At 42.3% G+C, this 15,820-nt stretch carries 7 protein-coding genes; all 7 read left to right on the forward strand.

What is annotated here, in order from left to right; translation table 11 throughout:
• Window positions 1-81: 81 nt before the first annotated feature.
• A complete protein-coding gene (locus tag ACTJKC_RS03365; protein WP_440790276.1) occupies window positions 82-3,387 on the forward strand; it encodes a SusC/RagA family TonB-linked outer membrane protein in 3,306 nt (1,101 codons plus the stop codon).
• Window positions 3,387-5,318, forward strand: a complete 1,932-nt coding sequence (locus tag ACTJKC_RS03370) for a RagB/SusD family nutrient uptake outer membrane protein (protein WP_440790277.1) — start codon at window positions 3,387-3,389, stop codon at window positions 5,316-5,318. Before ACTJKC_RS03365 ends, ACTJKC_RS03370 begins: the two co-directional genes overlap by 1 nt.
• 18 nt (window positions 5,319-5,336) lie before the next feature.
• Complete coding sequence (locus tag ACTJKC_RS03375; protein WP_440790279.1) at window positions 5,337-6,572, forward strand: DUF5000 domain-containing lipoprotein; 1,236 nt, start codon at window positions 5,337-5,339, stop codon at window positions 6,570-6,572.
• A gap of 33 nt (window positions 6,573-6,605) precedes the next feature.
• Window positions 6,606-7,826: a DUF4998 domain-containing protein gene (locus ACTJKC_RS03380; protein ID WP_440790281.1), complete on the forward strand. Its 1,221-nt coding sequence runs from the start codon at window positions 6,606-6,608 to the stop codon at window positions 7,824-7,826.
• Between the two features lie 255 nt (window positions 7,827-8,081).
• Window positions 8,082-10,415, forward strand: a complete 2,334-nt coding sequence (locus tag ACTJKC_RS03385; RefSeq protein ID WP_440790283.1) for a glycoside hydrolase family 95 protein — start codon at window positions 8,082-8,084, stop codon at window positions 10,413-10,415.
• An 8-nt stretch (window positions 10,416-10,423) separates the two neighbouring features.
• Window positions 10,424-12,469, forward strand: coding sequence for an alpha-galactosidase (locus tag ACTJKC_RS03390; RefSeq protein WP_440790285.1), 2,046 nt, complete (start codon window positions 10,424-10,426; stop codon window positions 12,467-12,469).
• A 122-nt stretch (window positions 12,470-12,591) separates the two neighbouring features.
• Window positions 12,592-14,799: an alpha-galactosidase gene (locus tag ACTJKC_RS03395; RefSeq protein WP_440790287.1), complete on the forward strand. Its 2,208-nt coding sequence runs from the start codon at window positions 12,592-12,594 to the stop codon at window positions 14,797-14,799.
• Window positions 14,800-15,820 lie beyond the last annotated feature (1,021 nt).

The following is a 15,820-nucleotide window of genomic DNA, read 5'->3' on the forward strand; positions in this document are numbered from 1 at the left end:
AAAATCTTCAACGACATTAATTTCTGTCGGGTAACATCTATCTACAATTTTTTAATTCATCATTTAAAAGCTTATTAGCAAATGAAGCAATTATTTTTGTTTTGTAGGCACCAACCGGTGTCTGGCAGGCTAAAAAATGCACTGGTATTGACAGGTTCGATGCTTGTATTTTTCCTGATTTTTATGCCTGTAAAAGGTTATTCCCAGGCGGGGAAGAAAACCATTACGGGTAAGGTTACAGATACATTAGGGGTAGGGCTGCCCGGCGTAACTGTAGCGGTTGTAAACAAGGTTAATGTGGGTACGCAGACCGATAACAACGGAAAGTTTGTACTTGATGTTGCGCCTGGCGAAATCCTCCGCTTTTCTTATGTAGGTTACCGCGAACAAAGGGCAACAGTTGGTGCAGGTAATGTAATCAACATAAAACTTACCGAAGAAAATATGCTTTCGGAAGAGGTGGTGATTACCGCTTTGGGGCAAAAGCAACGAAAAGAGGCTTTAGTAGGTTCGGTTACCACGGTAAAGGTAGGTAACCTCAAAATTCCTTCGAGTAATTTAACCAATGCACTTTCTGGGCAGATTGCCGGAGTAATTGGTTATCAGCGCAGCGGACAACCCGGGCAGGATAATTCACAGTTTTTTATCCGCGGGGTAACTACTTTCGGTTACAAACAGGATCCATTGATTTTGATCGATAACGTAGAGTTAACCAGTTCAGATCTGGCACGTTTACAGGTTGATGATATCGAAAGTTTCTCGATCCTGAAAGATGCAAGTGCAACCGCATTATATGGTGCCAGGGGAGCAAACGGCGTAATTTTAGTGGCCACTAAATCGGGTAAAGAAGGTAAGGCGAAAATTAGTTTCCGCCTGGAAAATTCTTCCTCTCAATCTACCCAAAACCTAGAACTTGCCGATCCGATTACCTATATGAGGCTTTTTAATGAGGCAACTATAGGCAGGGGAATGGATCCGATGTTTACGCCAAACCAGATCATCAATACACAGGCAACGGTAAATAAAAGCCCGGGTTATAACGAATATGTTTACCCGGCAGTTGATTGGCTGGGCTTATTATTTAAAAAAAGAACCAGTACGCAACGTGCCAATATGAGTGTAAGTGGCGGCGGCGGCGTGGCCAGGTATTACATTGCAGGTTCTTATAATCTTGATAATGGCGTACTTAATCAGGACGAAAAAAACAACAACGATAACAATGTAAAATTCCGTAATTACCAGTTACGCTCCAACATCAATATCGATTTAGGTAAAACTACCGAACTGGTGGTGCGTTTATCAGGTAATTTTAGTGAATATAATGGTCCGTTGGCTACCGATGGTGGTTTTTCTACCGATCTTTATAATATTGCGGTGCATACAAGTCCGGTTGTTTTTCCGGCTTATTTCGCTGCTGATGCCGCCAATCAAAATGCACAGCACATTTTGTTCGGTAACACAGGGGGCACAGGCGTAAACAGTATTTTATACAATAACCCTTATGCGGCGTTGTTACGCGGACATAAAAATTCGACAGAATCGCGGATGTCGGCACAACTGGAGCTGAACCAAAAACTGGATTTCTTTACAGAAGGACTTTCGTTTAAATCGATTTTCAGCACCAACAGGTATTCTTACTTCGATTCGTCAATGGCCTATTCTCCGTTTTATTATAACGTAGGCTCTTACGATAAAGCAAGCAATACTTACGTGTTAAACTGGTTAAATTCTGCTACCGGAGATCCGTCTCAGGTTCCGAATATTGCACAGGAATATTTAAGTTATTATCCGGGCGATCCGAACATCAGCACTTTTCTTTACGGGCAGGCTTCTGTAAATTACGACCATACTTTTGGCCAGAACCATACGGTTAGTGGTGCATTAATCGGTACCGCTCAGCAAAATCTTTATAACAATGCCAAAGATCCGAAAACCAATACCCGGACTTTACAGTATTCGCTTCCTTACAGGAATTTAGGTTTGGCAGGTCGATTAACTTACTCATACAAAAGTCGTTACTTTTTAGAAACCAACTTCGGTTACAACGGATCGGAAAGATTTTCGGAAAACCATCGTTTCGGTTTTTTCCCAACCATTGGTGCAGGATGGATTGTTTCGAACGAAAAATTCTGGACAGGTGGAATCGCCAATGTGGTTAACCGTTTAAAACTGAGGGGCAGTTTTGGTTTGGTGGGTAACGATGCCATCGGATCGCAACGCTTTTTTTACCAGTCGGATGTAAATTTAAATGGTGGGGGTAACTATGCCCAGTTTGGTTATAATGGTGGCGTTACACGTCCCGGGGTGTACATCAACAGCTATGAAAATACTGATATTACCTGGGAAACCTCGCGCCAAACCAATTTAGCCTTAGAAGCTACGCTTTTCAAAAACATGAATATTATTGCTGAGGTGTACAATAACGATCGCTACAATATTTACATGATCCGTAAAAACGTGCCGAGTACATTGGGTTTGGAGGCTATTGATCCCAATACCGGCGCACCTGATATTGGCGCAAATATTGGTAAGGCAAGATCGAGAGGGATCGATTTATCGCTCGATTATAAGTTTAACATAAATGCATTTTCTTTTGCGGTACGCTCTAACTTAACTTTTGCCAAAAATAAATACATCAATTACGAAGAACCGCAATGGGCAGAAGCTTACCGCTATACCACCGGACAGCCGATTAGCAGAAATTACGGCTACATTGCCGAGCGTTTATTTGTAGATGATAAGGAGGTGGCAAATTCACCAACCCAAATTTTCTCTACCGGCGGCAAACCACCAAGGGCAGGAGATATTAAATACCGCGATTTAAATAATGATGGTAAAATTGATGATGCTGATAAAGCTTACATTGGTTTTCCGCAATCGCCGGAAGTGGTGTATGGTTTCGGTTTCAGTTCTTCGTACAAAGGTTTCGATCTTTCTGCGTTTTTTACCGGACAGGACAGGATGACTTTCTTTATCGATCCAACCAAGGTAAGTCCCTTTGTACCGAGCAATCAGCAGTATATTTACGGAAACACTCAATTGTTAAAAGATTTTGCTAATAACCACTGGTCGCCGGAAAATCAGAATTTGTATGCGCTATACCCAAGGTTGGCGGTAAATGCAGCAGATCTCGAAAACAATGCACAAACCAGCACCTGGTGGATGAGAAACGGCCGTTTATTAAGGCTTAAATCGGTTGAATTAGGCTATACACTTCCTCAGCGTATTTCGGGTAAAATCAAGCTAAATTCTTGCCGTATTTATTTCAATGGTTTAAACCTGATTACCTGGAGTCCCTTTAAAATGTGGGATCCGGAGCAGGGCGGAAACGGTTTTGCCTATCCAATCCAAAAGGTATTCAATGTTGGTCTTAACGTAACCTTATAATGAAAACGATAAAAACATATTTTACATTCGGCTGCATCATGATGGTGTTAAGCACTTTTGTATCCTGTAAAAAGTACCTCGATATCACACCCGATAATCTGGGCACACTCGATTATGCGTTCAGGAACAGAAATGAGGCCGAAAATTATTTATACTCTTGTTATGCTTACCTGCAGCGCATGAACGATGCCGCTTCGAACCCGGGTTTTACTACTTCATCGGAGCTGATTTATTCGAACACGCTTGATAATTACCTGAATTTTAACCGCACAGGTTTCAACCTGTTAAGGGGCACGCAAACAGCGGCAAACCCCGGTTTAAACGCATGGGATGGCAGTGAAGGCAGTTATAGCCTGTGGCGTTCCATCAGGATTTGTAACATCATGCTCGAAAATATCGATAAACCGATTGATTTAGGCGCAACTGAAAAACAACGCTGGATTGCCGAAACAAAATTTTTAAAAGCCTATTATCACTATGTGCTGTTTAAAATGTATGGGCCCATTCCATTGATAAAAACCAATCTGGCCATTAACAGCAGTACCGATGAAGTGCGTGTTAAAAGGGTACCAGTTGACGAAACGGTTGATTATATTGTATCATTATTGGATGAAGCCATCCCTAATCTACCAGCTGTAATCAGCAGTCAGGCAACAGAATTGGGCAGGGTAACCAGTGTAATTGCCTTATCGGTTAAAGCTGATGTTTTGGCTACAGCAGCAAGTCCGCTTTTTAATGGCAATCCTGATTATGTGAGTTTTAAAGATAAAGATGGTGTAAGCCTTTTTCCTGCGGCTTTTGATGCACAAAAATGGAAAAAAGCAGCCGACGCGGCAAAAGCAGCCATAACTGCTGCAGAAGCGCAGGGAATTAAATTGTACACTTTTAGTGCGCCAACTACGGTAGGGAAACTTTCTGATTCGCTAAAAAGAGAACTGGATGTACAGAATGCAGTTACCGAAAAATGGGAGCTGAATTCGGAAATCATCTGGGCTTCCAATCCGGAGTTTAATTACCAGGGTTTTGCCACACCAAGGCTTACGCCAAAATCGGCAGTAAATAACTTCTCCAATCCTTCTACTTTTTCTGCGCCGATAAGTACACAGGAACTTTTTTATACCGTAAACGGTGTGCCAATCAGCGAGGATAAAACCTGGGATTATGCAGGCAGGAATACCATTAAAGTGGGCGATAATGCCAGCAGATATTACATTCAGCAGGGTTACGAAACCATAAAAGGTCACTTTGCCCGCGAAACCCGTTTTTACGCCGATATTGCTTTTGATGGAGGAATCTGGTTTGGAAATGGAAGAAATAACCAGGATGATCCGGCCAATCCTTTATATTATGTTTCGGCCAGGGGAACCGGACTTGCCGCACCGAGTGATAACATCCGGTTGAATATTACCGGTTACTGGCCTAAAAAACTGGTAAGTTATGCCTCTGTGTATGATGATGGTTTTCAGTCTTCAGCTTTCCGTTTACCGTTGATCAGGTTAGCTGGTTTGTATCTTTTATATGCCGAAGCACTTAATGAGGTTAGTGGCCCGAGTGCAGAAGTATTTTCTTATGTTGATAAGGTAAGACAAAGAGCAGGTTTACAGGGCGTACAGGCATCGTGGACAAATTTTTCTAAAAATCCGAATAAATTTAATAGCAAAGATGGTTTAAGGCAGATAATCCACCAGGAAAGAAGGATCGAGCTGTGTTTTGAAGGCCAGAGCGGTTGGGATTTAAGAAGATGGAAAGAACTTCAGGCGGTTTTAACTGCACCAATACAGGGGTGGAGCATCAATAACGCCGAAGCCATTAATTATTACCGCCCAACTACCCAGTTTATTCCTGTTTTTGGTTTAAAAGATTATTTATGGCCGATCAGAAGTTACGATCTGGTGGTCAATCCAAACCTGGTACAAAATCCTTATTGGTAGTTTAAAATATTAAAAGACATGAAAAATATTAAAAATAGTATTTATCTGGCCCTCATCGTTTCCGTTTTGGCGGGTATTGCTGCCTGTAAAAAGATGGAAACTTATAACGATCCTGCTTCTTCAGATATGACCAAGCCTGGGGTGGTTACCAATGTTAAAGTAGATAATTTTAATGGGGGTGCGTACATTACCTATACTTTACCAAACTCAAAAAACCTGTTATATGTATTGGCGCAGTATAAAATAAATGGCGTAACAACCCGCGAAACCAAATCCAGTTATTATTCTGATTCGGTTATTGTAGATGGTTTTGCCAAAAAACAGGGTTACGATGTTACTTTGTATGCCGTAAGCAGGGCAGAGGTTAAATCAGACCCGGTTGTGGTAAAGGTTAATCCCGATACCCCGCCTTATTTGCTTGCCAAACCGACCATTAATGCCGAAGCCGATTTTGGCGGGATTAAAATTACCGGAACAAACCCATTAAAAAACAACCTGGGCGTTATCCTTTTAGGCGTTAGCGATAACAATGTTTCGGATGTCATCGATCAGCACTACGGCAAAACTGAAGTGATTAATTATTCGGTAAGGGGTTATGCTCCTGTGGCAAAGAAAATCGGTTATTACGTAACTGATAATTTCGGGAATATTTCCGATACCACGTACACCACCATTACACCTTTCTTTGAAACCTTACTGGATAGAAATAAATTTTTCCAGTACAGGCTCCCTACTGATGGTGTAATTGCTTATGGCTGGGATCTTCCTTATTTATGGGATGGCAAAACTGATGGTAACTCAAACGGTTGGCACACGGCACCCGGAGGTGCAATGCCTGCCATTGCCACATTTGGTTTAGGGCTAACCGCAAAACTAAGCCGCTTTGTTTTATGGGAAAGGCCTGATGGAGGCGATAAATACGCTTACGGACATGGAAACCCGAAAGTATTTTCGGTATGGGGCTCTGATGCAACTGCCCCACGCGACGCACAACTCCCTTTATCAGCACCGGAAGGTACCATTATCGGCGACTGGATCAATATGGGGAATTATAATTATCCAAATCCGCCGTCTGGTTTAGCTCCTGTGGCGCATACCACTGCTGATAACGATTTTGTGAAGGCAGGCGTGAGTTTCAATTTTCCGTTAACCAATCCTAAAGTGCGTTATGTGCGGCTTTCAGTTAGTACAACATGGTCTAACGGTACCTTTGCGCATGCAATGGAAATGGCCATTTACGGCGATCCACGTTAGTTAATGATCATATAAAAAGATAAATTTTCAGATATGAAAAGTATATATAAAATTAGCGGTCTGCTTTTGCTGTTCGTAACAGTGATGATCAGTTGTACCAAAGATGATCTTGCCTTTAAAGAATATTTAAAAGATGGCGAGATTATTTATCCGGGTCGCGTAGCCAATATTGTAACCAAACCCGGCAATTTACGGACAGGCTTATGGTGGAATCCAAGCCCCGATCCGAGTATAACAAAATATGTGGTGTATTGGAACAATAATGCCGATTCTGTGGTGGTTACCCCAACCACTCATAATCCACTGGATACGATTAAAGTAACCATCCCGAACCTTAAGGAATACACTTATACTTTTACGGTTTATTCTTACGATGCACAGGGCCATAAATCAATCCCGATAGAAGCCAGAAATGTGAGGGTTTTTGGTCCGCTATACCAATCGGGTTTGTTAAACAGGCCTTATAATGCTACAAACCCTTACGTGGTAAACAGCAATGGATCGGTACAATTAAATTTTAATACGCCTGATACCATCAACGTAAATACCATTGTAAGGTACACCAACACAACAGGTGCAACAATAGATAAAACCCTTTTACCGGCAGATACAGCCATTACACTGCCTGATTACAAATTAGGAACCAGTATCCTGTATAAATCATCTTACATTCCGGGCAAAGGTTCATTGGATGTATTTACCGTGAGCGATTTTTCGACTTTTCCTCAGATTTTTACTTATGTGCTTTGCGATAGGTCGCTGTTTAATGAAGTGCATTTAACTGGCGATGCCCCTACATACGAATCGGGTACCAGCATCAGCAAACTGTGGGATGGAAGCATTGGTCCGCAGGGCTATCCGAATATTTTCCACAGCGCGGGCAACAGCGGTATGCCGCATGTAATTACTTTCGATTTAGGTAAAATTTATACCAATTTATCACGTATAGAAGAAACCGGACGGGATTGCTGTAACAATCCTGATCGTTTTGAAGTTTGGGGTATTGCAGATTTAACCAATGCAACCACCAATTTATCAGCCAGTGATAACGGATGGCCTGCTGAAGCCACCAGTAAGGGCTGGACACTTTTAAAAGATGTAACCAGAGCCGACGACGGTAAAAATGCAATAACGGCCGAGCTGGATAATGGTGGCAAACCAATTCGTTATATTCGCATCAGGATTAAACATGTAACCACCGGAGATGGCAACTATAGTAATATGAGCGAAATCAGGTTCTGGAATAAGCAGTAAATGTAATTTGGATCCGATTAATAATTTAGTTTCCTCTTCTCGACTGGAGCATTTCAATACAATGGTCGTCATTGCGAGAAGGCTTTTTCAGCCGACGAAGCAATCTATCTTGCAGTAATCACAAGCAGAAAAGATTGCTTCGTCGTAACTCCTCGCAATGACGAGTTTTCTATTGATTATGTTTATGGTAGCGAATAAATATTCTGGACTTTGCTTCGGTCGAGATGATTAATAAAAAACACACACAAATGAAATATGTATAAAAAGCAACTCATTATTATTACACTATGCTCGTTTTTTATCGGGGAAAATGTTTTTGCCCAGCAAAAGCCTTTGCTGCTCTGGTACGATAAACCGGCAAAAATATGGGAAGAAACCCTTCCTTTGGGCAATGGTAAACTAGGTATGACGCCTGATGGAGGTATTGCCAAAGAAAATATCGTGCTGAACGACATTACCTTATGGAGCGGCGGAAAACAGGATGCCAATAATTACGAAGCCTATAAAAGCCTGCCGAAAATCAGACAACTGATATTGGAAGGTAAAAATGATGAAGCGCAGGAACTCGTAAACCGCGATTTTGTTTGCAAGGGACAGGGCTCGGGAGGGGCAGCCTGGGGTAAATACCAAACCCTCGGAAACCTACAACTCGAATATGAGTATCCCGGTGTTAAAGCAATAAAACCTGAAGTTTACAAAAGAACCTTATCGCTGGATAAAGCCGTGGCTACAACCGAATTTACGCTCAACGGCGTGAAATATAAAAGGGAATATTTCTGCAGTTTTGATGATGATGTAGATGTAATCCGCATTACTGCCGATCAGCCTAAAAAACTGAACTGCAACATTTCCATCAACCGGCCTGAAAAGGCAACTCTGGCAACCCAGGGCAACGACCTGTTAATGTTCGGTCAGCTGGATAACGGAACCGATGGAAAGGGCATGAGGTACATGAGCCGTGTAAGCACCAAAATAAAGGATGGCTCAGTTAGCACAGATGGCAATATCCTAAAAATAAAAGATGCCACCGAAATCATTATTTATGTTGCCGCCGAAACCGATTTTAAACATGCCGATTTCGAAGCAAGGGTAAAAAATGTGCTTCAGGAAGCAAAAAAGAAAGTTTATGCAGAAGAACTGGCCAAACACAGCGCAAACTTTGGTAAACTGTTTAACCGTTTAAAAATTAATCTGGGCGAAGGCGAAGCAGCTAAACTGCCAACTGATGTAAGGCTCGATCATTTCTATAAAGATTACAAAAACGATGTTTCGCTAAGTGCATTATTCTTTCAATTTGGCCGCTATTTAAGCATCAGCAGTACCAGGGTAGGTTTATTGCCGCCAAACCTTCAGGGCTTGTGGGCAAAAGAGATCAATACCCCGTGGAACGGAGATTACCACTTGGATGTTAACGTACAGATGAACCATTTTGCCATCGAACCGGCCAATTTATCGGAATTAAATCTTCCACTGGCCGAACTGGTGAGGAATTTAACCACACATGGTGCAAAAACGGCCAAAGCCTATTATAATGCCGATGGCTGGATTGCACATGTGATTACCAATGTCTGGGGTTTTACCGAACCCGGCGAAAGTGCCTCTTGGGGTGCTTCAAATGCAGGTTCGGGCTGGTTATGCAGTAACCTTTGGGATCACTTTGCCTACAGCCGCGATTTAAAATACCTGAAAAGTATTTACCCAATCTTAAAGGGATCAGCCGCATTTTACCAGAGTGCCTTGATCAAAGATCCGAAAACAGGCTGGCTGGTTACTTCTCCGTCGGTATCGCCGGAGAATACTTTTTACCTGCCTAATGGGAAAACCGCAAGCATTTCGATGGGGCCAACCATCGATAACCAGATTGTAAGGGAACTTTTTAATAACGTAATCACTGCGGCCAAACTGCTTAAAGTTGATGCTGCCTTTAGCGCTTCGTTGCAGGAAAAATTAAAATCAATTCCACCAGTAGGCATAATCAGTAAAGACGGGCGCATACAGGAATGGCTGGAAGATTATAAAGAAACCGACCCACAGCACCGCCACATTTCGCATTTATACGGCGTTTATCCGGCAGGTTTAATTACACCAGCTTCGACACCGGCATTGGCCGAAGCCGCTAAAAAAACACTCGAAGTAAGGGGCGATGACGGGCCAAGTTGGTCAATCGCTTATAAACAGATATTTTGGGCAAGGTTACAGGACGGAAACCGGGCATTTAAATTGTTCAGGGAGATTTTAAAACCTACTTTGCGTACCGATATCAACTATGGCGCAGGAGGGGGCGTTTATCCGAATATGTTATCGGCGGGACCACCGTTCCAGATTGATGGTAACTTTGGTGCCACAGCAGCCATTGCAGAAATGCTGATCCAGAGTCACGATGGTTTTATCGAACTGCTGCCAGCCATCCCGGATGCCTGGAAAGCTTTTGGCGAAATTAAAGGACTAAAAGCGAGAGGCAATTTTACAGTTGATATGAACTGGAAGGATGGTAAAATTACGGCCTGCAAAATAGCTTCGGCAACACCACAAAAGGTAAAAATTAAAATAAACGGAAAACTAAGCACTATCACTTCGGTAAAACTTTAGCACAATACATGATTTTTAAATTTTTATACAAACATCGGGCATTTTTAATCTTATTGGTATTGTTCTTTGCTGGTAAACCGGCATCGGCAATCATCATCAGTTATGGTAAAAGCGGAAAAATAGATTACAACCTTAAAACCGGTACCTTTAATGTTTCGGAGGGAGCAGCTCAACTGCTGTTAAATGGTTTTTCGCAGGCCGAATACCAGAAAAAGCTGTTCAGTTCCAAAGACTATAAACAAATCACCTACAGTAAAACAGCTGTTCATGATGCTTTCGGTAATGGTTTAAAGCACGTTTTCCTGTTAAAACAAGCAGGTTTGCCGAATATGCAGCAGGTATTTTATACCTACAGCGGTAAAGATTATTTCATGATTGGAATTACCTTACAGGGTGCTAATTTATCCATTAACCATATTGTTCCCATAAGCGGAAACCTGATTGATCAACAGTTTTCAGATGCTCCAACAAGTTTGTTCGTACCATTCGATAACGATACTTTCATATCTTACAACACAGTGCCTTTAAAGGCTAATATAAGTAACCCCAGTGCAGAGGTTGGCGCTTTATACCACGATCAATCGCGGAAAGGTTTTGTAATGGGTTCTGTCGAACACAGCAACTGGAAAACAGGTGTGATCACTGCAATGGACAACGACAAAAAGATCAGCATACAGGTCATTTGTGGTTATACCGAAGAAAGCATTACCCGCGATAAAATTCCGCATGGTTATTTAAGTGGCAATTCGGTGAGTTCGGCGAAAGTATTTTTCGGTGCTTTTAACGACTGGCGTTTAGGAATGGAAACTTATGCCAAACTGAACAGGATTTCGGAACCGCCCATCGTTTTTAAATGGGATAAGGCAACACCCGTAGGCTGGAACAGCTGGGGCGCGATGCAGGAGAAAATCACCCTCGAAAAAGCCAACGAGGTAAGCGATTTTTTTGCCGATAGCTTAAAAAGTTTCAGGAGCGGGGGCGTTGCTTATATCGATCTCGATTCGTACTGGGATAACCTGTTAAAAGGAGGTTTAACCGGCGATTACGCCAAACTTAAAGCTTTTGCCGATCATGCCAGATCAATAGGATTAAAACCGGGTATCTACTGGGCACCTTTTGTTGACTGGGGTTTTGCAGGCGGTGGCAACCGTAAGGCCGAAGGAACTGATTATACATTTGGCGAGATGTGGACGAAGATTGGCGCTGGTTATCATGATATTGATGGTGCAAGAGCCCTTGATCCTACGCATCCGGGTACACAACAACGCATTGCCACTGTAATTAACAAATTTAAAGAATGTGGTTTCGAAATGATCAAAATCGACTTTTTAGGTCATGCGGCCATAGAATCTGATCATTTTTTCGATCCTAAAATTACTACAGGTATGCAGGCCTATAAAACCGGAATGGAGTTTTTGTTAAAACAACTCGATGGTAAAATGCTGGTGTATGCCGCCATCTCACCAAACCTGGCTTCGGGCAGGTACGTGCATGTACGCCGGATCGCCTGCGATGCTTTTAAATCAATAAAAGATACCGAATATACTTTAAACAGTGTGAGTAATGGCTGGTGGCAAACTTACCTTTACGATTATATTGATGCCGATCATGTGGTTTTTTCTGATCAGTCAGACAGCGAAAATACTGCAAGGTTTTTATCGGCCATTGTAACGGGCACCTGCATCACCGGCGATGATTTTTCGCGTCAGGGTAAATGGACAGGCACTGCACAACGTTTATTAAACAATACCGGAATCCTGAAAATTCTGGAAGATGGAAAGGCATTTGTTCCGGTAGAAGGCAACAGGGGCAAATCAGCCTCGCAACTTTTTGTTAAACAGGTAGGCAATGTAAAATACCTGGCCGTATTTAATTATAGCGATACAGAGCAGCACTTTAATCTCGATTTTGCACGCCTGGGCCTGGAAAAAGATAAAAAATATGGCTGTGAAAATCTCATCGATCAAACCAAAACCATGTTAAAAGATAACCAGGCGCTTAAATTACCTGCAAAAGATGCGCAGATTTTTAAGTTAACCTCAGATCAAAAATAGATATACATTCATTCACTCAATCAATCATTCAGTCCCTCATTCAACAACTCAATCATTCAATAATTCCCTCATTCAATCAACCTCTATCTATAAAACATTATCGATTACTATTGAAAACACAAATGAACAAATCAGATCAACTTACAGGATACATCAGGCATGGTGCATTGGCCGTAGCCTTTTCCCTTTTTGCCGTAAGCCAGCTTAGTGCCCAAACCCTAATACCTATCGAAACCGCCCATAATGCACTGGTTTTGCAGGCCGATGCAAAGAAAGACGTAAACACCATATTTTTTGGAAAGAAATTGGCTAATAAAGATGAATACGAGGAGGTTAGCGGTCAATATAAACAAACAGAAGATTATACCGGACAGTTAAATTCGGCTTATACGCCTTCCGGATCGCGCAACCTGGTTGAACCGGCTATTAGTGTTACCCATGCAGATGGCAATAATTCGCTTGATCTTAAATATGTTGATCACACGGTTACCAAAGTTGATGATAATGTAAGCCTTCTCAAAATCAGGTTAAAAGATCCGGTTTACAATTTTGAAGTCACGTTGTTTTATAAATCATTTTACAAACAGGATGTAATAGAACAGTGGACGGAAATTAGACACAGCGAAAAAGGTACGGTTACGTTAAATAAATATGCTTCGGCAAACCTGCATCTAAAATCGCCACACTTTTGGCTTAACCAGTACCATGGCGATTGGGCTAAAGAAATGCAGCCCGAGCAAAGTGAAATTACCCACGGCATTAAAACTCTAGATAGCAAATTGGGCACAAGGGCCAACCTTTTTCAACCCTCGGTTTTTATGATATCCATGGATAAACCTGCGGAAGAGAACGAAGGAAATGTTTTATATGGTGCTTTGGAATGGAGTGGTAATTTTAAGATCGATCTGGAGCTTGATTATCAGAATAACCTGCGCATCATTGCCGGGATGAACAATTATGCTTCTCCATACAGTTTAAAACCGGGCGAAGTTTTTGCAACACCTGCGTTTTTATATACTTTTTCTGATCGGGGGAAAGGCGATGCCAGCAGGAAATTGCAGAACTGGGCGCGCAACTATAAAATATTGGATGGTAAAGGCAGTCGTTTAACCCTTCTGAACAACTGGGAAGCCACTTATTTCGACTTCAACGAACAAAAACTGGCCGAATTATTAAAGGATACCAAAAAACTGGGTGTCGATTTCTTTTTGCTGGATGATGGCTGGTTTGGAAATAAATATCCGCGGAATGATGATCATGCAGCACTGGGCGACTGGCAGGAAAACAAAAAGAAACTGCCCAATGGCATCGCTTCGCTGGTAAAAGAGGCCGATAAAGTTGGAACGCGGTTCGGGATCTGGATTGAACCTGAAATGGTGAGTCCGAAAAGTGAACTGTACGAAAAACATCCCGATTGGGTGGTTAAACAACCCAACCGGCCGGAATATTATTTCAGGAACCAGCTGGAACTTGATCTTTCGAACCCAAAGGTTCAGGATTTTGTTTTCGGAGTAGTTGACGATCTATTTACCAAAAACCCGAAACTGGCCTACATTAAATGGGATTGCAATGCCGTAATTTATAATGCCTATTCGGCACATCAGAAAAATCAGTCGCACTTTTACATCGATTATGTAAAGGGTTTGTACAGTGTGCTGCAACGCATCCGCGCCAAATACCCAACCGTACCGATGATGTTATGCTCCGGTGGTGGAGGCAGGGTAGATTATGCTGCACTCCAATATTTTACAGAGTTTTGGCCGAGTGATAATACTGATCCGCTCGAAAGGATATTTATGCAGTGGGAATACTCTTATTTCTATCCGGCCATCAGCAGTTCCAACCACGTAACCGATTGGGGTAAACAACCTATAAAATTCCGTACCGATGTAGCCATGATGGGGAAACTGGGTTTTGATATTGTGGTAAGTAAACTGCCCGAAAAAGAACTTCAGTTTTGTCAGGAAGCGATCAAAAACTATAATGAAGTAAAAGGGATTATCTGGCAGGGCGAACAGTATCGTTTAGCCGATCCGCGTACAGGCAGTGTAGCCTCGATGTTGTATGTAAACGAGCAGAAAACAGAAGGTGTAATTTTTAACTACCTGGTAAATTACCGTTATGGCGAGGGCAGCAAATATCCCGTTAAATTAAATGGACTGGAGGCATCGAAAAAATACAGGATCAAAGAGATTAACCTGTTCCCGGGCACAAAATCGCCAATTGATGATAACAAAACCTATACAGGAGATTTTTTAATGAAGGTGGGTTTCAATCCGGTTTTAACTACCGATAGAACAAGTGTGGTACTGAAATTTGAGGAGGTATAGTAAATAAAATTTGTTCCCACTCGCAAAACTTTATAAAACTAAACTTTGACAATCTTATGGGCATAATACCAAAAGATTCTCAAGGTGAGTTCACGAACCACTTGCAAAACTTTATAAAAAGAACGTCACCTCGACCGGAGCATCGCGGAGTGGAGAGGTCTGTTTCGAGGTAGATCTCTCGGCTTCGTTGCACTCCGCTCGAGATGACGGGGACTTATAATAGGTGGCGCAATGGGTGATACATCGCGTAAAATAATCCGTAAATTCCGTGGTTCGTGTCCTCACGAACCACTTACAAAACTTTATAAAAAGAACGTCATCTCGACCGGAGCATCGCGGAGTGGAGAGGTCTGTCTCGAGGTAGATCTCTCGGCTTCGTTACACTCCGCTCGAGATGACGGGGACTTATAATAGGTAGCGCAACGGGTGATACATCGTGTAAAATAATCCGTAAATTCCGTGGTTCGTGTCCTCACGAACCACTTGCAAAACTTTATAAAAAGAACGTCACCTCGACCGGAGCATCGCGGAGTGGAGAGATCTGTCTCGAGGTAGATCTCTCGGCTTCGTTGCACTCCGCCCGAGATGACGGGGACTTATAATAGGTGGCGCAACGGGTAATACATCGCATAAAATAATCCGTAAATTCCGTGGTTCGTGTCCTCACGAACCACTTGCAAGACATCTGTCTCGAGGTAGATCTCTCGGCTTCGTTACACTCCGTTCGAGATGACGGGGACTTATAATAGGTAGCGCAACGGGTGATACATCGTGTAAAATAATCCGTAAATTCCGTGGTTCGTGTCCTCACGAACCACTTGCAAAACTTTATAAAAAGAACGTCATCTCGAGCGGAGCATCGCGGAGTGGAGACATCTGTCTCGAGGTAGATCTCTCGGCTTCGTTGCACTCCGCTCGTATTCTAGGTTTACCACAATTGCAAATTTATTTTAAGAAAAACTCCAAATAAAGAGTTTTTCTTATCTTTTATGACGCTCTCCTATAATTCTCGACATACATT

Origin of the sequence: Pedobacter sp. 22226, from assembly GCF_052045455.1 — a bacterium.
GTDB classification, from domain to species: Bacteria; Bacteroidota; Bacteroidia; order Sphingobacteriales; family Sphingobacteriaceae; genus Pedobacter; species Pedobacter jeongneungensis.

Bases quoted from the DNA above. Each gene is read 5' to 3' on its own strand.
- ACTJKC_RS03365 (WP_440790276.1), top strand. From the start codon at position 82: ATGAAGCAATTATTTTTGTTTTGTAGGCACCAACCGGTGTCTGGCAGG.
- ACTJKC_RS03370 (WP_440790277.1), top strand. From the start codon at position 3,387: ATGAAAACGATAAAAACATATTTTACATTCGGCTGCATCATGATGGTG.
- ACTJKC_RS03375 (WP_440790279.1), top strand. From the start codon at position 5,337: ATGAAAAATATTAAAAATAGTATTTATCTGGCCCTCATCGTTTCCGTT.
- ACTJKC_RS03380 (WP_440790281.1), top strand. From the start codon at position 6,606: ATGAAAAGTATATATAAAATTAGCGGTCTGCTTTTGCTGTTCGTAACA.
- ACTJKC_RS03385 (WP_440790283.1), top strand. From the start codon at position 8,082: ATGTATAAAAAGCAACTCATTATTATTACACTATGCTCGTTTTTTATC.
- ACTJKC_RS03390 (WP_440790285.1), top strand. From the start codon at position 10,424: ATGATTTTTAAATTTTTATACAAACATCGGGCATTTTTAATCTTATTG.
- ACTJKC_RS03395 (WP_440790287.1), top strand. From the start codon at position 12,592: ATGAACAAATCAGATCAACTTACAGGATACATCAGGCATGGTGCATTG.